The organism is Nocardia sp. NPDC088792, from assembly GCF_044750615.1.
GTDB lineage: Bacteria > Actinomycetota > Actinomycetes > Mycobacteriales > Mycobacteriaceae > Nocardia.
Genome location: NZ_JBIVKC010000003.1, coordinates 1,676,168 through 1,695,079, shown reverse-complemented (window position 1 = coordinate 1,695,079; position 18,912 = coordinate 1,676,168). Strand labels below are relative to the sequence as shown.

The following is an 18,912-nucleotide window of genomic DNA, read 5'->3' as shown; positions in this document are numbered from 1 at the left end:
GCTATTGTCGGTTCGATGGAGCGAATCCGCAGGCTGGGATCGATCGGGGTGAGTGTCGGTGTCGCGCTGGTGGCGATCGGGTGCACCTCGGAACCGCATACCACCCCTGCCAAGGCGACGCCGGATCCTGTCACCTTCGTGACAACCGATGTGCCGCAGCCTGCCTCGCCGGTGCAGACGGTGGCGCCGCCACCGTCGACCACCAATCCGCCCGCCGTGAACGATGGCGACCCGGTGTATACCGTGCGCCGTTACCTGTCGCGGTGGACGGGGCATCCGCTGCAGCCCGACGACACGGAAGGCCGGTATCCGCTCGTGTGCCCCGCGTCGACGCTGGCGAACAACCCCGGACGGCTCACCGGCACCCTGTCTTTCGCGGCGGACAACATGACGTCGAACCAGGGTGCGTCCGGTGAGGTGGAAGTGTCGGTGCCGGTGACGAATTCGTCCTCGGTCACCACGACACTCACCTTCGATGTACGGAAGGGTCCGCAGGGCTACTGCATCGCCGATATCACCGGGTGATCAATACATCATCCGCGGATCCAGATAGTGCTTGAACTCCAGCAGGTTGTTGGAGGGGTCGCGCAACACCATGGTGAGGTGCTCCTCGACCAGTCCCGCGAATCGAGTGGTCGGCTCGGCGAAGAATGGCAGCTTCCGGGTCTCGGCGAGCCGCACGAGCCGGTCGAAATCGTCCTTCTCCCGGAAGGTCACGCCGAAGTGGCGCGGATACATTTCCGGATCGGTGTCGATGCGGTCGGACAGGTGGCACACCACTTGATCACCGAAGAAGTCGAGGGTGATGCGGTCGGCGTAGCGGCGGGCGAGTTTCGCGCCGAGCCCGCGGACATAGAATTCCTCGGCGGCGTCGAGATCCTGGGCGGGGATGGCGAGATGGAAGGCGTCGCGGCTCTCACGCATGGGCGGATTCCTCCGTACCGGGGAAGTCGGTGAGGGTGTCGGCGCGCAGCCCGAGACGCAGTGTCTCCAGGCCGATCACGTCACCGGTGTGGATATTGCCGAGATTCACCTGCGGGCCGAGTCGGCGCAGCAGATAGATCTGCAGGTCTTTGGTCGGCGCCTCGAACATCAAACGGTTGGGGTCGATGGGAGATTCGGCGATCTCCTCGATGAGCCCGTAGCGCAGTTCGCCATTGGGCCGGCAGATGCCGCTGCGGCCACTCTCTCGAGCTTCGGCGATCACCAGGTGTGCGCCGGCTTCGAGATCCTGCTGGATGTATTCGATCCAGCGGGCAGGGGAGAGGGTCTCGGAGCGGACGGGATCCTTGAATCCGACCTCGGACAGCACGGTGAACTCGTCGGCGAACCGACGGATGTACCCGGCCTTCTCGGTATTGGACAGCGGGATGGCGCCATTGGAGATCTCCACCACGGTCGCGCCCGCGTCGCTACAGAGCTTGTACCATTCGTCGACGCGATTGTTCAGCACGAACTTCTCGAAAAGCGTGCCACCGAAATAGAATTCGATCCCGTGCTCGCGGGCTGCCCGCGTCTTGCGGAGAATGTCCGGGGTCGCCAGGCAGGTGCCCCAGCCGAATTTGACGAAGTCGATGAGGTCACCGTAGCTGCTCACGATGTCGTCGAATTGCCTGCTCGGCAATCCGGGATCGATCACCATGGTCAGACCGCGCGTGCGGGGTTTGGCGTCGCGGCCGGGCAGGTTCAGGGTGTGGGTGAACATACGACCTCCTTGGAAGCGCCGTCGCTGGGCGCCGGACTGCGGAATCGCCGGGGGATGAGAATGGACGGGTCGGTGCGCAGCATGGGGCGTCCGGTGAGCCAGAGGCTGCCCGGAATGCGCCGCAGCACTTCGGTTGTGGCCAGTGCCAGCGCCACCACGGCGAGGTACAACAGAATGGTTTTCCACGGCTGCGGCCACGATGCGGGCAGTTGTGGCACCAGGATCTCGATGAACAGCGGATGCACCAGGAAGATCCCGAACGAGCGATCCGATCCGTAGCGGATCACCCGCGCCAGCACATGGTTCTCCTGCCGATGTATCGCCCAGCGGGTGCCGAGCAGATACAGGCCCGCGCAGACGGCCAGGAACCACACCGTCAAGGCCGGCAGGAATACATCGCTGGCCGTCCACGGCGGTATGCCGGTATGCACGAGATGCAGGTAATACCATTCGGCCGCAACGCCTGTCACGACCACCGCCGCCACCACGACCCCGCCGTACTTGCGCAGGAATGCGTGCACGGCCTCGATATGCCACGCGGTGATCGCACCGATCAACGTGAAGAACTGGTACGGCAGGAAACTGGCCGGCAGATGCGTCCAGATCTGCCCCGGAATCCCGGTCGAGAACGGCGGATTATGCAGATACCACAGCACGACCACATGAATCACGGCACTCACCGCGAGCACCCAGCGATGCCGTCCCGCGGTGGCCTGCAACAGTTTCCGCAGCAGCGGGAACAGCAGGTACACCTGCATGGTCACCAGCAGGAAGTACAGATGGTAGTACGCGGTGCCCCACACCAGATCCAGCCCGAGTCGGCTCAGCAGCCAGCCGATGGTCCCGTAGTTCTCGTGCAGGTAGATCGAATAACCCCAATACACCACCGACCACACGACATACGGGATGCCGACGAGCATGAACCGCCGCCGCCAGAAGCTGCCCGCCCGGAACCGATCCCCGGCGAATTGATACACGAGCACGAATCCGGTGAGCGCGAAGAACGCATTCCGCGTGAAATGCAGCAGCGTCAGCACGCCGTGCGCGGAGACGCTGCCCGGATTGTTGGCCTGGTCGATGACATGCACCGCGATCACGCACGCGAAGGTGAGCACCCGGAAAAGGTCGACCTGATAAAGATGCGGTCGCGCGGTCCGGCGGGGCGTCTCGGTTTCGCGAAGCGTGTCGCCGGTCATGATGCGGCTGCGTCGTCGCGCAGCAGATGTCGTCGGACCTTGCCGGTGGGGGCGCGCGGGAAGTCGTCGACGAAGCGAATCTCGACGGGACGCTTGTAGGGCGCCAGCTGGCGTGCGCACCGCTCGTGCAGGCGCTCGGACAATGCGGTCGTATCGTCCAGCGGCGATGTGGGAATTGCGAAAGCCATTGGCACACACCCGAGAACCGGATCGCTGCGCCCGACCACCACCACTTCACGCACGCCGGGATCCGGAAGTAGGACCTCCTCGATCTCTCGAGGATAGAGCAATTCGCCGCCGCGGTTGATGACATCGTCGCCGCGTCCGGTGAGATACACGAATCCGGAGGTGTCGAGGCGCCCGAGATCGCCGGTGTCGAGCCAGCCCTGCGCATCGAAGCGTTCGCGGTCGCGCCCGCCCAGGTAGCCGGAGATCACGCCCGCGCCCCGGATGTGCACGCGCCCTATGTTTCCCGGCGCCAGCACCGACCCGCGCCGATCACGCACCTCGAGCTGTACGCCGACCGGGCGCCCGCAGGATCCCGCGGGGGCGAATCCGTTCAAGGGGGTGGCGGTGATCTGGCTGGCGGCCTCGGTCATGCCGTAGCTCTCCACGATCGGCACGCCGGTGAGGTCGCTGATCTGCCCGCGCACGGCGTTCGGCAGCGGGGCCGAAGCCGAGCGGATGAACCGCAGTTCCGCGCCGCCGGGTGTCCCTTCGGCGGTGCCCAGCACCGAGAGCTCCGCGGTGCCGAGCACCGACAGCATGGCCGGCACGGCATTGAGCCAGGTGATGCGCTTATCGCTGAGCACCTGCCAGAAGCCGGAGGCATGGAAGCGCCGATCCAGTACCAGGCAGCCGCCCGCGATCGAAGTCGCCAGCAACGCAACGACTTGCGCATTGATGTGGAACAGCGGCAGGCAGTTGTAGCCGCGGTCCTGGTCGGTGAGCCGATTGTGCCGGGCCACCGCCCCGGCCACGTGCAGCAGCTGAGTCTCGGTCAGACGCACCGACTTCGGTTCGCCGGTGGACCCCGAGGTCGACAGCAGCACCGCGCCGTGCCCGGCATACGGGATCGCCTCGGAATGCGTTGCGACCGAGCCGGATTCCGGCGACAGCAGCGGAACGCCGAGGGCCGCGGCGAGTTCGGGCCGCGCGCCCACCACCGCGGCGGGCGCGATCGTGCGCAGCGTCCGGCGCAATTCGTCCAGGGGTGCGCGCGGGTCGACCGGCATGACGCAGCGTCCGGCCGCGATGAGCGAGAGGAACACGGTCGCGAACCGCAGCGGATCGTCGAGATCGACGACCACGACAGCGCCCGGACCTGCGCCGGTCGTGTCGAGCCGGCGCGCCCAGCCGGTCATGGCGGTCCATAACTGCCGGTAGGTGATGACTCGCCCGTTGCGCGCGTCCTCGGCGAAGGGCCGCCCACCGGACGTGTGGGATCGCTCGGCGACCATCACCGCGAGCGTGCCCGCCGGTGAGGGTTTTTCGCCTGGCTCGGGGAACTGGGCGATCGCTTCCATCTCACCAGCGTGAGCGTCGAAGCTGTGACATTTGCCCCTCATTTCTGTGAGGTTCCTGTGCGGCGCCGCCGAACGGGTGATCTAGCGCCGGGCGTCGCCCGTCGCTAGCTGTGCGCGGTGCGTACTGCCGGGACCGCTGCGGGATCGTGCAGCAACCCGTCGGCTCGCAGTCCTGATGCGAGCTGACCCGCTATCCAGCGATGCCCCGCGTCGGTGGGGTGCAAACCATCGGCGAGCCGTGGGAAATGCCATTTCGACACCAGCGGGTCGAAGACGAAGGTGTGCGGGTCCGCGGCCCGCGCCGCCGAGACGATGACCGAGTCGGTGTCCCACACGGCTTGGGCGGGGTGATCTCCGGTGGGGAACACGGTCAGCACCGCGATCATCGATTCGGGTGATTCGACGCGGATCTGCCGGATCAGGGCCTCGACGCCGGCGCGCAGTCGCGGCTCGGGCTGGCCCACGTCATTGTGACCGGACTGGATGATCACCAGGGCCGGATGCAGGTGCGGCAGATCGAGTTTCGGCAGCAGTCGATCGAGGGGACCCAAGGCGTGCGCTCCGCCGGCGATGAATCCGGCGCCCGGATCGGCGCTCACCACCGCACGCCAGCCGAGGGCCGAGGCCAGTACCTCGGGCCAGGCCTGCGCGGGGGAGCCCGCGCCCGTGCCGTAGGAGAACGAGGCGCCCAGCACCGCGAGCACGGGACGATGCGCATCGTTGATGGCGCTGTCGAGGATCGGCCCACGGACCTTGCCGGCGGCCGGGGCCGGATGGGATTCGGATCGGGTCACGGCCATATCGCATGTCACGAGGGACAGCGTCAGCACGGCGAATCCGGCGGCGAGCCAACGCGACAGGGTGCGATGCACGCGCTATTTCTATCGGTCGGCGGTGACCATGGTCAAGGTTAGTGGCCTCGACAACCTTATCCGCCGGCGTAACGGGCCGGTCGCCGGAATCGATCTTGTCCAAAGTGCCCCCGGAAATGCCCGATTGTTGAGTCTGTCGCAGCTGACGTAGCGTGTCGGGCAGTCGGGGCAATACGGACACGAACCAGCTCCGAGCAAGTTGCGCGATACGAAATTTCGAGGACCGAGGACTATTGGATGAAGGTTTCTGCACTACGTAGGTTTGCCGGTCTGCGGGCCGGAGCGGTGGCGCTCACCGCCATGCTGGGGGTCGCGTTGGCGGGTGGGACTGCCGCGGCCGATGATTCGGCCAAGCCGTCGTCGATCACCTCCATCACCAAGGACGGGCGCACCTGGCACCTGCAGGTGTACTCGGCCGCCATGGGCCAGAACATCCAGGTCGACGTGCAGCGTCCGGTCGATGAATCCCAGCCCGCGCCCAACCTGTGGATGCTGAACGGTCTCGACGGCGGTCTGGGTACCGCCAGCTGGAACGCGCAGACCGATGCGCTGAGCTTCCTGCAGGACAAGCAGGTCAATGTGATCCAGCCGATCGGTGGTCGCGGCAGCTATTACACCGACTGGCTGCGCCCGGATCCGGTGCTCGGGGTGAATCAGTGGAAGACCTTCTTCACCGAGGAACTGCCCCCGCTGCTCGATGATGCCCTGCACTCCACCGGGCTCAACGCACTGGCCGGTCTGTCCACCTCGGGTACTTCGGTGCTGCAGCTGGCCGAGGCCAAGCCCGGCCTGTGGAAGACCGTCGCCGCCTACAGTGGCTGCGCGCAGATCGCCGATCCCGCGGGCCAGGAGTTCGTGAAGCTCGCCACCAACACGTGGGCCGGCGGCAACACCGACAATATGTACGGTCCGTCCGACAGCCCGCTGTGGGCTCAGAACGATCCGGTCATCAACGCCGAGAAGCTGCGCGGCACCACGCTGTACGTCTCCGCCGGTAGCGGCATCCCTGTGATGAACGACGTCAATTACTACCTCAACGCCGCTCCCGGCCCCGCCGGTGGCGTCAACCTGGCTCTCGGCATGATCATCGAGGGCGCGGTGAACCAGTGCACGCACAACCTGAAGACCAAGCTGGACGGGCTGAACATTCCGGCCACCTACCGTTTCGACCCGGTCGGCACGCATTACTGGCCGTACTGGCAGGAAGCCCTGCACGATTCGTGGCCGCTGCTCGCCCAGGGCATGAACGTCCCGGCCTGATAGCTGTCGCGGCCTGACGGTCGCCGTGCGCGCCCCGTAGCGGAATCCGCTACGGGGCGTGTCGCGTTCGAAGCCCCCAATTCTGGTGTCGGCGAGCTTTCTTCGTATCGGCACGAAAAATTGGGGTGCGGACGTACTCTCGGCAAGCGGACCGGACGTCCGTTCAGTCAATGTTGCCGAGGTGATCGCCGATGTCTGCCGTGGTGCTGGAAGCCGAGGGGCTGGTCAAACACTACGGTGGCGTGGAGGCCTTGCGCGGCGCCAATTTTCAGGTGTTCGCCGGGGAAGTCGTCGCGCTCATCGGGGACAACGGGGCCGGTAAATCGACTCTGGTGAAATGCCTTTCGGGCGCCGAGCAACCCGACGGCGGGCGAATCCTTTTAGATGGGAACCCGGCTCGGATGAGCACGCCGACCGCGGCGCGGCGCCTCGGAGTGGAGACCGTCTACCAGGATCTGGCCGTAGCGCCCGACCTCGATCCGGCGGCGAATCTGTTCCTGGGCCGTGAACTGTTCCGGCGCGGAGTGCTCGGGCGGATCGGGATGCTCGATCGGCGGACCATGAAAAGCCAAGCCGCCGAACACTTCCAGCGACTCGGCGTGGTGCTGCCACGCGCCGATGTGCCGATCGGTTCGCTCTCCGGCGGGCAACGCCAGACGGTGGCTGTCGCGCGGGCGGTCATGTGGGCCAGCAAAGTGGTGTTCATGGACGAGCCCACCGCCGCACTCGGGGTGGTGCAGCGCGAGCGGGTCCTGGAAGTCATCGGCCGGGTGCGTGATCAAGGGATCGCGGTCGTGCTGATCAGCCACAATATGCCCGAGGTGCTGGCCGTGGCGGACCGCATCGAGGTGCTGCGCCTGGGACGGCGGGTCGCGCGATTCACCGCGGCCGACGCCACCCTCGAACAGTTGGTCGGCGCCATGACCGGCGCATTGAACACCGAGGACGCCGCATGACCGCGACCGAGAACGGGTCCCTCGACACCCCCGCACTGCCCACACCGACGTGGTGGCAGCGGCTGGCCGGGGCCGGGACGGTGTGGATCGGGCTCGTGCTGGTCGTGCTGTACGTCGCCTTCAGCATTGCGCGCCCGGACGCCTTCCCGACCCGATTCACCTTGCAGACACTGCTGATCGAGACCTCGGTGCTGCTGGTGTTGTCGATCGGGATGACCTTCGTGATCATCACCGCGGGCATTGATCTGTCGGTGGGTATGGTGCTGATCTTCTCCGGAGTGATCGCGTCCAAGACCATGGAATGGCTCAGCCCCGGTGGCGACGCCACCAACGCCGGCTGGGGGCTGATCGTGCTCGGGCTGGTGATATCGCTTGCGGGCGGGGCGCTCTGGGGCCTGATCAACGGATTCCTGGTGGCCAAGGCCAAGATTCCGCCGCTGATCGTCACTCTGGGTTCGTTCGGTGCGGCGCTCGGCGCCGCCCAGCTGATCACCGGTGGCGTCGACACCCGCACGGTGCCCGACAAGCTGCGCAACTCACTGGGTTTCGGCACCCTGGCGGGCGGGATCCCGGATCTGGTGCTGGTGGCCGCCGCGGTCACCCTTTTCGGCGCCTGGCTGCTGCACACCACACGCTTCGGCCGCTACACCTACGCGATCGGGTCCAGCGCCGAAGCGGCGCGCCGCGCGGGCATCAGCGTCGACCGGCATCTGATCCTGGTCTACCTCATGGCCGGATCGTTCTCGGGCCTGGCCGGTTTCATGAACTTGGCGTATTTCGGCACCACCACCATCGCCGGGCACGGCACCGACAATCTCGACGCCATCGCCGGTGTCGTGATCGGCGGTACCAGCCTGTTCGGCGGGGTCGGATCGGTGCTGGGCACGGTGATCGGCGTGTTCATTCCGTCGGTGCTGCGCAAGGGCTTTGTCATCGCGGGAGTGCCGGTGTTCTGGCAGCCGATCGCGGTGAGTGGCGTGCTCGTGGCCGCCGTGTGGTTCGACCAGATCCGCCGGCGGTCACGGGACCGGAAATGATCCGATGCATGTCGAAGGTGAGGGCCTGACGATGAGGACACGACGAGCGGCCGTACTGGCCGCGGTGACCGTGACAGCGACGGCGCTGGTGGCGGGTTGCGGTGGCTCGGTGAGTAGTTCGGGCAGCACCCACACGAAGAATCTGGTGCTCATCCCCGGCGTCGCCAACGAGCCCTTCTACATCTCCATGCAGTGCGGCGCGCAGGACGAAGCCAAGACACTCGGCTACACCCTCGACACCCAGGCGCCCACCCAATTCGACGCCTCCCTGCAGACGCCGATCGTCACCGGCGTGATCGCCAGCAAGCCCGGCGCGATCCTCATCGCCCCCACTCACGCCACCGCCATGGTCGCGCCCATCAAACAGGCAAAAGATGCCGGCATCAAGGTGATCGAGGTCGACACCGCACTCGACGACACCTCCATCGCCCTGTCCTCCATCTCCTCCGACAACGTGAAGGGCGGCCAACTCGCCGCCCAAACGCTCTCGAAGTTGGTGGGCGGCAAGGGATCCGTCCTGGTGATCAACACCAAGGCCGGCACCTCCACCACCGACCAACGTGCCCAAGGCTTCGAAAACGAACTCAAACAAAACGATCCGGGCATGACCTCCCTCGGCGTCCAATACAACAACAACGAAGCCGCCCAAGCGGCTTCGATAGTCACCGCCACCCTGGCCGCCCACCCCGACCTGGCCGGCATCTTCGCCACCAACCTCAGCTCCGCCGAAGGCGCCGCCACCGGCCTCCGCAACGCCGGCAAACTCGGCCAGGTCAAGGTAGTCGGCTTCGACGCCAGCCCCACCCAAATCCAAGACCTCAAACAAGGCACCGTCCAAGCCCTGATCGCCCAAAACCCCGCCGCCATCGGCAAAGACGGCGTAGACCAAGCCGCCGCCGCCCTCGAAGGCAAACCCGTCACCCGCAATATCAGCACCGACATGATCGCCATCACCCAGGACAACATGGCCAGCAACGAACAGTACTTCTACAAGTCCAAGTGCTGAGCAGACGCAAGTTCAACCGGTAACCGTCAGCCCGGCGAGTATCTCTCGCCGGTGGGCCAGGAACTCCAAACCGCCGACCTCTCCTGCCACGGCATCGGTCAGGGCCGACACTTCCCAGTACTCACCTCGAGTAATGGTCGGCCCTTCCACATGCAATGCAGCCAGCAGATTGTCTGCGCACTCCTCCCATTCGCCACCGACGATCATGGACTCGCACGCCTCCACGACATCCGGACGCAGGCGGTCGGACAAGCCGCGCAGGACGGCGGTGGCCCGGGACTCCCAATCCGACGCTTCCCATTCCGGTGCAAGCATTTCACTTCCGTTCTTCGTAGTCGGTGTCGGTTCAGTGGGTTCATCATTTCTACAGAAGCCGGGCCGGTGAGCTGTTGAAATATCGGTTCGCGCGTCGTTAATTCGGTGGCGTCGTCCGCGCGCACTCACCTACAGTTTGATCAACACAGCGAACGATGGTGTGAGCGGGCCGGATTCGGTCGGTTACCACTTCGGATGGGACGGTTGCGGGTTCGAACCCCGTCGGAGGCAATGCTTCCGTAGCTCAACCGGTAGAGCATCAGTCCGGTCGGAACACACACGACCGCTCACCCACGTTCGCTGCGACGAGCAGGACGGGCCGAAGCTCGGCCGGTTATCGGTTTCCAAGGTTCAACTCCTTGCCGGTGTGCGGGGCAATCCGCGCGCCGGTCCGGTCGGCACACCCATGCCCGTCCTCCCGCACGCCCCGCCAAGGGGCCGAACAATGAACGATAGAGGTGATGACCATGGACGTTTACGCAGGTGTGAATCTGCGCGCAACGCAGCAGTCGCAGCCGGCCGACTCGCGCCAGGTCAGCAACAATGCCGGCGGCTTCACCTTCGAAGTGACGCCCGAGGTGCGGCTGCGCCGCTTCCTGGTACTCGGCAGCGAGGCCGGAACGTACTACGTCGGCCCGGGTGACCTGACCAAGGAAAACGCCGCTGTCGTTATTGATTTCGCGCAGCACCGTACCCCTGACCTGGTCGCCGAGATCGTCGCGATCTCGACCGGCGGTCGCGCGCCCAAGCAGAACCCGGCCCTGTTCGCCCTGGCGGCCGCGGCCTCGCTCGGCGATGTCGACGGCCGCCGGATCGCGCTGGACGCACTGCCCCTGGTGGCCCGCACCGGAACTCACCTGTTCCTGTTCGCCCGCTACATCGAGCAGTTCCGCGGCTGGGGCCGCGCCCTGCGCCGCGCGGTCGCGCACTGGTACGCCGACAAGTCGATCGACGACCTCGCCTACCAGGCCGTGAAGTACCGTCAGCGCGAAGGCTGGACCCACCGCGATCTGCTGCGTCTGTCGCACCCGGGCACCGACGAGGATGAGCGCCGCCGGCTCTTCGACTGGATCTGCGGTCGCGAGGCCGCGCTCGACGGTCTGCGCGTGATCGAAGGCTTCCACCGTGCCCAGTCGGCCCCGCTGCACCAGATCCCCGATCTGGTCAGCGAATACCGGATGTCCTGGGAAATGCTGCCCGACACCGCCCTGAACGAGGCCGCGGTGTGGGAGGCGTTGCTGGACAACGGAATGCCGCAGACCGCCCTGATGCGCCAGCTGCCGCGGCTGACGCGCCTGGGTCTCCTCGCTCCGCTGGGATCGCGCACGCAGGCCGTCGCCGAGCAGCTGGCCGACCGCGACCGGCTGCGGAAGGCGCGAGTGCACCCGGTGAATGTGCTTGTCGCACAGCGCACCTACGCCGCAGGCCGCTCGGTCCGCGGTGAGAGCACGTGGGATCCGTCGCGTCCGATCGTCGATGCTCTCGACGCAGCCTTCTACGCCGCGTTCGGAGCAGTCGAGCCGACCGGCAAGCGACACCTGCTGGCCCTGGACGTCTCGGGCTCGATGTGCGCGCCGATCGCAGGGACGCCCCTGACCGCACGCGAGGCATCAGCCGCACTCGCCTTGGTCACCGCCTCGACCGAATTCGCCTACGACATTGTCGGATTCGCCTCGTCGAACGGCCACGGCGCACACAGCGGCCACGGCTTGACGCCCCTGCCGATCAGCCCGCGTCAGCGCCTGGACGATGCGATCCAGGCGGTGAGCAACCTGCCTTTCGGCGGCACGGACTGCGCCCTCCCGATGCAGTACGCGCTGCAGCGCAAGCTAAAGGTCGATGTGTTCGTGGTACTGACGGACAGCGAGACCTGGGCGGGCGGTATGCATCCGCATCAGGCGCTGCAACAGTATCGCCGCGTGATCAACCCGGAGGCGAAGCTGATAGTGGTCGGCATGACGGCGACGCGATTCTCGATCGCGGATCCTGCCGACCGCGGGATGTTCGATATCGCAGGCTTCGATTCTGCCGTACCGCAGCTGATTTCGGAGTTCGCTCTCGGCCGAGTCTGACGTGGTGCGAGCAGGTCGAACCGGTGCGAGCTCGCTCTTCCGTGTGTTCTCATCACTCCTGCACGAGCAGGAGTGATGAGCGGAGGGGATTTCGATGAAGGTCCACCATTTGAATTGCGGCACCATGCATTTGCCGGGTTCCGACCTGGTGTGTCATACGCTGCTGATCGAGGCTGCGAATGGCCTGGTCCTGGTGGACTCGGGTTTCGGGACGGCGGATATCGCCGACCCGGTCGGGCGGCTCGGATTCTCGCGCCGGATGAACCATCCGGCGCTGGATCCGGCCGAGACAGCGGTGCAGCAAGTGCAGCGCCTGGGCTTCGACACCGCCGACGTCCGCCACATCATCGCGACCCACCTCGATGCCGACCACATCGGCGGCTTGTCGGACTTCCCGACTGCGGTGGTGCATACCACCGCAGCCGAAGCCCTCGGTGCCATACACAATCCGACACGATCCGAGCGCACCCGATTCCGCCCGATCGCATGGGCACACCAGCCGACCATCGTCGAACACTCCTTCGGCGGCGAAAGCTGGCGCGGCTTCGCCGCCGCCACCGAACTGACCGAGATCGCCCCCGGCATCGTCTTGATCTTCCTCCCAGGCCACACCCGCGGTCATGCCGCGGTGGCCGTCGACGCCGGCCACCGCTGGGTCCTCCACTGCGGCGACGCCTTCCTGCACCGCGGCACCGTCGACGGCCGCACCCGAGTCCCCACCCTGATGGCAGGCTTCGAGAAGCTAATAGCCTTCGACCGCAACCAGGTTCGCAACAACCATGCTCGCCTCTCCGAGCTCTACCGCCGCAACGAGCCGGACCTCCTGATGGTGTGTGCCCACGACCCGGTCATGCTCGAACACGCCCAATCCACCGCGTAACGAAAGGTTCTATGGGACTCGACTACAGCTATGAGGTGTACGTCCACCGGGATTCCGCGCGTGGACTGTTGGAGACGCTGAAAGCGAACTGCCCGGCCAGGCCCGATAGGACTACTACCGTCGAGTTTCCGGACGGCCAGGTTGTCATGCCGTTCACTTCCCATTTCGCCTCCGGCACCACCGTCCGCTTCGACCCCGCCACCCTGCAGCGCGGCAGCCTCCTCGACCTGGACTTGTCGATCTCGTTCGAAGCGGACGATGAGCTGCTGGAGTGGGTGGACCGCGACCTTGCGCTGCGTATCGATGCGGACGGTCGCCGACTCTGCGACGTGGGCTACATCTACCTACATGTATGGCAGGCGTCGACGTTCCTGCCGGACCATCTGTGCTTCGATTTCATGGCGGCAACCACCCGTATGAGTCGCCTGTTCGCCCGCTCTGCATCAATTCGAAAGTGGTTCGTGGACTTGACCTTCGACCACGGTGGCCCACTGTGCCTGCTCGACCTCGAAGAGAAAGGTCGTATCACGATCACACTCGGGTCCACCGACTGCCAATACAACGTCGATTGGGCCGGGCTATATATCTGACGGCCCGGCCAGGCTCTGGACCTCGAGCTATTACGCGGATTGGCGGGTTTCTGCTTTCGCGGTGTTTTCGGCGCCGGGGATGGCTTCCAGGAGGCGGCGAGTGTAGGGGTCGGTGGGGGTGGTGAGGATTTGGTGGGCGGGGCCCTGTTCTACTACGTGGCCGTCCTTCATTACGACTACGTCGTGGGCGAGGGCTTGGACGACGGCTAGGTCGTGGGAGATGAAGAGGTAGCTGATGCCGAGGCGTTCCTGGAGGGTGGAGAGAAGGGTGAGGATTTGGTTTTGGACGAGGACGTCGAGGGCGGAGACGGGCTCGTCGCAGATTACGAGGCGGGGTTCGATGGCGAGGGCTCGGGCGATGGCTACGCGTTGGCGTTGGCCGCCGGAGAGTTCGTTGGGGTAGCGGTGGGCGAGGGTGGTGGGGAGGGCTACCTGGTCGAGGAGTTCGGCTACTCGGGTGCGGCGGGTGGATTGGTCACCGGTTGCGAAGGCGCGCAAGGGTTCCGAGATCAGTTGGGTGACGGTCCACATGGGGTCCAGGGAGGAGTAAGGATCCTGGAAGACCGGCTGCATGGCGCGGCGGGCGGCGCGTAGGCGGGCGCCCTCCAGGCCGATGAGGTCGACGCCGTCCAGTCGGATGGTGCCGGTGGTCGGGGGGACGAGGCCCAGGACCATGCGGGCTGTGGTTGTTTTGCCGGATCCGGATTCGCCGACGATTGCGGTGGTGCGGCCGCGGCCGATGGTGAAGGAGACGTCGTCGACTGCGCGGAGTTTGTCGGCGCGGCCGCGGATTCGGTACTCCTTGCCGAGGTGCGCAACCTCCAGGACCACCGGGGCGTCGGCAGTCTCGGCGCCGGATGCCGCTGTCGCCGAGTCGGTTTCGGACTCTGCCGCGACAGCTGCGGGTTCCACCGGGACCGGTTTGGTTTCGGGGCCTGCCGCGACGGCTGCGGGTTCGACCGCGACCGGTTCGGTCACCGCGCGCAGGGGTGCGATGCGGGCGGGAGCGGCCGCCACCAGTCGCTGGGTGTAGTCCTCCTTCGGATCGGTCAGCACCTCGCGCGCCGGGCCGGTCTCGACGATCTTGCCGTCCGACATCACCAATACCCGATCCGCGCGCTCGGCGGCCAAGCCCAGATCGTGGGTGACCAGCAGGAGTGCTGTGCCCAATTCCCTGGTCAGCTCGTCCAAGTGGTCGAGGATCTGCCGCTGGACTGTCACGTCCAGCGCGGAGGTGGGCTCGTCGGCGATGAGGAGGTCGGGGCGGCAGGAGAGGCCGATGGCGATCAGGACGCGCTGGCGCATGCCGCCGGAGAGTTCGTGCGGGTACTGGCGTGCGCAGCGGGCCGGGTCGGGGAGGCCGGCTTCGGCCAGCAGTTCGATGGCGCGGTCCCGCGCCGCACGCCGCGCCGCGATACCGTTTCTGAGGTTTGCCGCGAAACCGGTCTGGCGGCCGGCCCCGGTTTCGTCCTGCGCCACGATCCCGTGCGCCAGCAGCGTTTCCGAGACCTGGACGCCGACCCGCAACACCGGATTCAGGTTCGACATCGGGTCCTGGGGGACCGAGCCGATCTCCTTGCCGCGCAGGCCGCGCAGCCGGCGCTCGTCGGCGTGGGTGATGTCCTCGCCGCGCCAGCGGATGACGCCCTCGGTCACCCGGCCGGAGCCGGGCAGCAGGCCGGTAATGGCATGTGCGAGCGTGGATTTACCGGATCCGGAGGCGCCGACCACCGCGACTCGTTCGCCGGGCGCGATGACCAGGCTCGCGCCGTCCACTGCGCTCGTGTCGCCGTAGGACACCCGCAGATCGTTGATCTCCAGCAGTGATTCGGTCATGACAGCCCTTTCAGCGGCTGGTCTTCGGGTCGAGCGCGTCGCGCAGCGCATCGCCGAAAAGGTTGAATCCCAGGCAGATCAGCAGCAGCGCCACGCCGGGGAAGACACCCGGCCACGGTGTGCGCAGCAGATACTGCTGGGCATCGGAGAGCATGATGCCCAAGCTGGGCGCGGGCGGCTTGATGCCGAGGCCCAGGAAGGACAGGATCGCCTCGCCGAGGATGGCGGTCGGCATGATCACGGTGGCCTGCACGATGATCGGTGCGAGGGCATTGGGCAGGATGTGCTCGGCCAGGATGCGCCCCGACCCGACATGCATGGCACGGGCCGCGAGCACGAAATCGGTTTCCTTGAGCCGCAGCGTTTCCGCGCGCACCACCCGCATCATGACCGGCACCTGCGCGATGCCGAGCGCGATGGCGGCCTGCGTGAGTCCGCCACCGTAGATCGCGGTCAGCCCGACGGCGATCATCACGAAGGGGAAGGCCAGCAGCACATCCGCGAGCCGCGATAGCACCGCATCCAGCCACCGCCAATACCCGGCCAGCAGGCCCAGCGGTACGCCGATGACCACCGCGCACAACACCGACAGCGCACCCACCTCGAGCGAGGCCCGCGTGCCGTACAACACCCGGGACAGGATGTCGCGACCCAGATCATCTGTGCCCAAAGCGAATCCGACAGTGCCGGGATGCTGGAACGGGGTCGCGAAATGCACCGCGGAGGGCGAATACGGCGCCAGCAGGGGAGCGAAGACGCCGATCACGATCACGATCAACAGCAACACCGCGCCCACCATGCCCAGCCGATTGCCGCGCAACCGGCTCAACACGCGGCTACGAACAGCGCTCAGTGGCGCGGGCGCCGAAGTGGAAACTGCCACGGCAACAGCGGAACCGGCAACTGGTGTCGAAACGGGTTCGTCGACAGTGGAACCGGACTTTGGAGTCGAAACCTGCTCGGCAGCCGTGGTCGAATCGGCGTCCGTCGCGGCCGGCTTGCGTCCGGTCTTGTCGCTGTCCGTGCGGGCGTTGTCCCGTACGGGCTCTGTGTTCTCCTGGACACTCATTGCGCCCTCCCGGACACTCGCACGCGCGGGTCGATCACCGAATACAGCACGTCGACCAGCAGGTTGATCACGATGTAGGACAATGCGACCACCAGTACGACCGCTTGGACCACCGGATAGTCGCGGGAGAACACCGAATCCAGGGTCAGCTTGCCGATGCCCGGCAGGCTGAAGATGCGTTCGGTGACGACGGTGCCCGCGATGAGCAGGCCGAGCTGCAGCCCGATGACGGTGGTCACCACGATCAGGCTGTTGCGCAGCGCATATCGCACGATCACCGCGCGTGGCCCGAGTCCCTTGGCTCGCGCCGTGCGGACGAAGTCGGTGCTGAGCGTTTCGACCATCGCCGAGCGTGTCTGCCGCTGCACCACGGCGGCGTGGGTGACGCCCAGGATCAGCGCGGGCAGCGTGAGGAAGTAGAGGCCGCGTAGCGGATGGTCGAACGGGGACACGTACCCCGAGGCAGGGAACAGTCCCAGCCCCACCGAGAGGTAGAGCACGGCGAGCAGGCCCAGCCAGAAGGTGGGAACCGACAGTCCGACCAGGGAGAACCCGTTGGCGGCCCATTCCGGCCAGCGCCCCCGGTACACCGCGGCGAGCACACCGCCGAGCACTCCGGCCAGCACCGCGATGAGCATGGCGTAGAACGCCAGTTGCAGGGTGACCGGCAGCGTCGTGCCGATCATGTCGCTGACCGGTGTGCCGGTGCGGATGGACCGGCCGAAGTTCCCGGCCAGGGCGTGCTTGGCGAAATCGAAGTACTGCACCACAAGTGGCCGGTCGAGACCTAGCTGAGCGCGGACGGCGGCGATGGTGGCCGGGTCGGCCTGTTCGCCGGCCATGACGGTGGCCGGATCACCGGGTAGCGCCCGCACTCCGGCGAAGACGACGATCGAGACCAGCACAAGGGTGACAGCGGACTGCCACACTCGATGAAAGAGATACTGCACCATGAGTATTCAGCTATTCCGATCCGAGACGAACGCGGCCTTGCCGAGCCGCACGGCGCCGTCGGCGTACACCTCGATACCGGTGACCCGGTTGGAGTGCACGGTCAGGTTGCGCAGCCGGTAGGTGTAGATGTAGGGGTTTTCCCGCCCGATGAGCCGCACCGCTTGCTCGTAGAGGGCTCCGCGGCGCGCCGGGCTGGTGGTGTGCGCGGCCCAGGCCAGCACCTCGTCCATGGCCGGATCGCTGAATCCGCTGTAGTTGCCGGTGGATCCGGTGGAGAGGAAGCGCGCGATATTGCCGTCCGGATCGAGTCGCCCCGACCAGCCCAGCAGCAGCGCTTCGTAATTGCCGCTCTTCTGCGCCGCTAGCAGCGCCGAGTATTCGGTGGGCACGATCCGCAGATCGAAGCCGCCCGCGGCGACCATGGTCTGCAACTGCTGCGCGTATGCGAGCTGATCGGCGACATTCATCACCTGCATGGTGATCGGATACGGCGTCTGCACACCGGCGTCGGCGAGCAGTTTGCGCGAGCGGTCCGGATCGAAGAGCGGGCAGGCCGTATCGGCGGTGGTCGCGTAGGAGGTGCGCGGGGCGACGGGCGTGCACGCGGGTTCGTACCAGCCCTTGAAGGCCTTGTCCACCAACGCCTGCCGGTCGATGCTGAGCGAGAGCGCCAACCGTACCCGGTCATCCTTCGCCAGTGGCGTCTCGAGTGGTTTCACGGGTTTACCGGCGCCGTCCGCATTGCCGATATTGATGTAGAAGCCCTGGAAACCGAACGATCCCGACACCAGCAGATGCATCTTCGGGTCGGCCTTCAGCGCGTCGGCGTCCTGCGGGGACATGGTGTCCGCGACCTGGATCTCACCGGCGCGCAGGGCCGCCGCCCGTGCCGTGGCATCGGGCATGATGCGGTAGGTGATGGTGTCGAAGTGCACGTTCTGTGCGTCGTAGTACAGCGGATCCCGTTCCACCACAATGGAACTGCCCACCGTGCGCTGCTGGAACTTGAACGGTCCGACGCAGACGGGGTGGTCGCCGAAGTCCTTGCCTGCGTCCTTCAGCGCGGTGGGGGACATGATCATCCCGGCGCGGTCGGCGAGCGCGGCGGTGATCGGCGCGAACGGCGTGCTGTAGTGCAGGATCACGCTCTGGCCGTCGCTGTCGATGCCGGTGATCGGGCCCATCTCACCGGTGCGCTGCGATCCGTCCATGCTGAGGTGCCGTTGCAGACTCGTCTCGACCGCGGAGGCGTTGAACGAGGTGCCGTCGGCGAACTTGATGCCCGAGCGCACCGGAATGGTGACCGTCAGCCCGTCCTCGGAGAACTTCGGCAGATCCGATGCCAGCTGCGGCACCAGATTGCCGGAAGAGTCGTTGTCGTAGAGCTTCTCGCAGATCGTGCTCATGACGTAGCGCATGTAGAGCGAGCTGGAAGTGGTCGGGTCGAGGCGGTCCGGGTCGTTGGACAGCCCCATCACCAGGTCGCCGCCTTCGTGCACCGGCTGTGCACCCAGTGGCTGGCCGTAATCGTCGGCGTGCGTGGTGATCTGGACGGGCGCCTGCGCCTGCGAGCAGGAGGCCACCGCGACGGCGACGACGCCCAGCGCGAGCGCCCGGAACAAGCGGTAGCGCATCGGC

Annotated in this window: 18 protein-coding genes; 8 read left to right on the top strand and 10 right to left on the bottom strand. The window is 66.3% G+C overall.

Annotated features, from left to right (window positions below):
• The first annotated feature begins 15 nt into the window (after positions 1–15).
• Positions 16–525: a hypothetical protein gene (locus ACIP5Y_RS26000; RefSeq protein ID WP_400353609.1), complete on the top strand. Its 510-nt coding sequence runs from the start codon at positions 16–18 to the stop codon at positions 523–525.
• Here ACIP5Y_RS26000 and ACIP5Y_RS25995 read toward each other — a convergent pair whose 3' ends face one another.
• From ACIP5Y_RS25995 to ACIP5Y_RS25975, 5 genes are all read right to left on the bottom strand, one after another.
• A complete protein-coding gene (locus tag ACIP5Y_RS25995) occupies positions 526–924 on the bottom strand; it encodes a VOC family protein (protein WP_400353607.1) in 399 nt (132 codons plus the stop codon).
• Positions 917–1,705, bottom strand: a complete 789-nt coding sequence (locus tag ACIP5Y_RS25990; RefSeq protein WP_400353605.1) for a phosphosulfolactate synthase — start codon at positions 1,703–1,705, stop codon at positions 917–919. The genes ACIP5Y_RS25995 and ACIP5Y_RS25990 overlap by 8 nt, the downstream gene beginning before the upstream one ends.
• Complete coding sequence (locus tag ACIP5Y_RS25985; protein ID WP_400353603.1) at positions 1,687–2,901, bottom strand: acyltransferase; 1,215 nt, start codon at positions 2,899–2,901, stop codon at positions 1,687–1,689. The genes ACIP5Y_RS25990 and ACIP5Y_RS25985 overlap by 19 nt, the downstream gene beginning before the upstream one ends.
• Complete coding sequence (locus ACIP5Y_RS25980) at positions 2,898–4,427, bottom strand: class I adenylate-forming enzyme family protein (RefSeq protein WP_400353601.1); 1,530 nt, start codon at positions 4,425–4,427, stop codon at positions 2,898–2,900. Before ACIP5Y_RS25980 ends, ACIP5Y_RS25985 begins: the two co-directional genes overlap by 4 nt.
• Before the next feature lie 104 nt (positions 4,428–4,531).
• Positions 4,532–5,299, bottom strand: a complete 768-nt coding sequence (locus tag ACIP5Y_RS25975) for an SGNH/GDSL hydrolase family protein (protein ID WP_400353599.1) — start codon at positions 5,297–5,299, stop codon at positions 4,532–4,534.
• Positions 5,300–5,536: 237 nt separating this feature from the next.
• Here ACIP5Y_RS25975 and ACIP5Y_RS25970 point away from each other — a divergent pair, with 237 nt between their 5' ends.
• The 4 genes from ACIP5Y_RS25970 (at position 5,537) to ACIP5Y_RS25955 (ending at position 9,558) form a co-directional block, all read left to right on the top strand.
• A complete protein-coding gene (locus tag ACIP5Y_RS25970) occupies positions 5,537–6,559 on the top strand; it encodes an alpha/beta hydrolase (RefSeq protein ID WP_400353597.1) in 1,023 nt (340 codons plus the stop codon).
• A 191-nt stretch (positions 6,560–6,750) separates the two neighbouring features.
• On the top strand, positions 6,751–7,515 hold the full coding sequence (locus ACIP5Y_RS25965) for an ATP-binding cassette domain-containing protein (RefSeq protein WP_400353595.1): 765 nt from the start codon (positions 6,751–6,753) through the stop codon (positions 7,513–7,515).
• Positions 7,512–8,552: an ABC transporter permease gene (locus ACIP5Y_RS25960; protein WP_400353593.1), complete on the top strand. Its 1,041-nt coding sequence runs from the start codon at positions 7,512–7,514 to the stop codon at positions 8,550–8,552. Before ACIP5Y_RS25965 ends, ACIP5Y_RS25960 begins: the two co-directional genes overlap by 4 nt.
• 31 nt (positions 8,553–8,583) lie before the next feature.
• Positions 8,584–9,558: an ABC transporter substrate-binding protein gene (locus ACIP5Y_RS25955; protein ID WP_400353591.1), complete on the top strand. Its 975-nt coding sequence runs from the start codon at positions 8,584–8,586 to the stop codon at positions 9,556–9,558.
• 12 nt (positions 9,559–9,570) lie between these two features.
• Here ACIP5Y_RS25955 and ACIP5Y_RS25950 read toward each other — a convergent pair whose 3' ends face one another.
• Complete coding sequence (locus ACIP5Y_RS25950) at positions 9,571–9,873, bottom strand: hypothetical protein (RefSeq protein ID WP_400353589.1); 303 nt, start codon at positions 9,871–9,873, stop codon at positions 9,571–9,573.
• A gap of 467 nt (positions 9,874–10,340) precedes the next feature.
• On the opposite strand from ACIP5Y_RS25950, the gene ACIP5Y_RS25945 reads away from it, so the two are divergent.
• The 3 genes from ACIP5Y_RS25945 to ACIP5Y_RS25935 all read left to right on the top strand — a co-directional run bounded on the left by ACIP5Y_RS25945 (position 10,341) and on the right by ACIP5Y_RS25935 (position 13,415).
• On the top strand, positions 10,341–11,945 hold the full coding sequence (locus ACIP5Y_RS25945; protein WP_400353587.1) for a TROVE domain-containing protein: 1,605 nt from the start codon (positions 10,341–10,343) through the stop codon (positions 11,943–11,945).
• A 94-nt stretch (positions 11,946–12,039) separates the two neighbouring features.
• Positions 12,040–12,825, top strand: a complete 786-nt coding sequence (locus ACIP5Y_RS25940) for an MBL fold metallo-hydrolase (RefSeq protein WP_400353585.1) — start codon at positions 12,040–12,042, stop codon at positions 12,823–12,825.
• 11 nt (positions 12,826–12,836) lie between these two features.
• On the top strand, positions 12,837–13,415 hold the full coding sequence (locus ACIP5Y_RS25935) for a hypothetical protein (RefSeq protein WP_400353583.1): 579 nt from the start codon (positions 12,837–12,839) through the stop codon (positions 13,413–13,415).
• Between the two features lie 30 nt (positions 13,416–13,445).
• On the opposite strand, the gene ACIP5Y_RS25930 is transcribed toward ACIP5Y_RS25935, so the two are convergent.
• From ACIP5Y_RS25930 to ACIP5Y_RS25915, 4 genes are read right to left on the bottom strand one after another with little or no spacing between them, the layout of a single operon-like run.
• The gene (locus ACIP5Y_RS25930) at positions 13,446–15,251 is read right to left on the bottom strand and encodes a dipeptide ABC transporter ATP-binding protein (RefSeq protein WP_400353581.1); all 1,806 of its coding nucleotides are present in this window, start codon (positions 15,249–15,251) and stop codon (positions 13,446–13,448) included.
• A gap of 10 nt (positions 15,252–15,261) precedes the next feature.
• Entirely contained in the window at positions 15,262–16,320 is a 1,059-nt protein-coding gene (locus tag ACIP5Y_RS25925) for an ABC transporter permease (RefSeq protein WP_400353579.1), read from the bottom strand.
• Positions 16,317–17,273, bottom strand: coding sequence for an ABC transporter permease (locus ACIP5Y_RS25920; RefSeq protein ID WP_400353577.1), 957 nt, complete (start codon positions 17,271–17,273; stop codon positions 16,317–16,319). Before ACIP5Y_RS25920 ends, ACIP5Y_RS25925 begins: the two co-directional genes overlap by 4 nt.
• Positions 17,274–17,279: 6 nt before the next feature.
• Positions 17,280–18,908 carry an ABC transporter substrate-binding protein gene (locus ACIP5Y_RS25915; protein ID WP_400353575.1) on the bottom strand — a complete coding sequence of 543 codons (1,629 nt, stop codon included), beginning with the start codon at positions 18,906–18,908 and terminating at the stop codon, positions 17,280–17,282.
• Between the last annotated feature and the right edge of the window lie 4 nt (positions 18,909–18,912).